This is a genomic window from Streptomyces sp. TAA204, from assembly GCF_000424965.1.
Window position 1 is genome coordinate 187,180 of the sequence record NZ_KE384283.1, and the last position, 485, is coordinate 187,664.

The 485-nt window shown below is 69.7% G+C and carries 1 protein-coding gene; it reads left to right on the top strand.

Features of this window, described 5'->3' with window-relative positions; translation table 11 throughout:
• A partial coding sequence (locus H343_RS36195; protein WP_037905656.1) for a tetratricopeptide repeat protein occupies positions 1 to 485 on the top strand: 485 nt, incomplete at both ends.

Below are 485 nucleotides of genomic sequence, written 5' to 3' on the forward strand. Positions count from 1 at the left end.
ATCCTCGGCCCCGACCACCCCCACACCCTCACCACCCGGAATAACCTGGCTCGATGGCGGGGCGAGGCAGGCGACATAGCCGGCGCCGCAACCGCGTTCGAACAGCTGCTGATCGACCGGCTACGCGTCCAAGGTCCTGACCACCCCGACACCCTCGCCACCCGGCACAACCTGGCGCACTGTCTGGGAGAACTGGGCTGGGATGCAGCCGGCGCCGCAAACGCCCACGAGCAACTGCTGACCGACCAGCTACGCATCCTCGGCCCCGACCACCCCCTCACCCTCACCACCCGGCACAACCTGGCTCGGTGGCGGGCCGAGGCAGGCGATGCAACCGACGCCGCAACCGCCTACGAGGAGCTGCAAAGTGACCAGCTACGCATCCTCGGCCCCGACCACCCCGACACCCTCACCACCCGGAGCATCCTGGCTCGGTTGCGGGCCGAGGCAGGCGATGCGACCGGCGCCGCAAACGCCCATGAGCA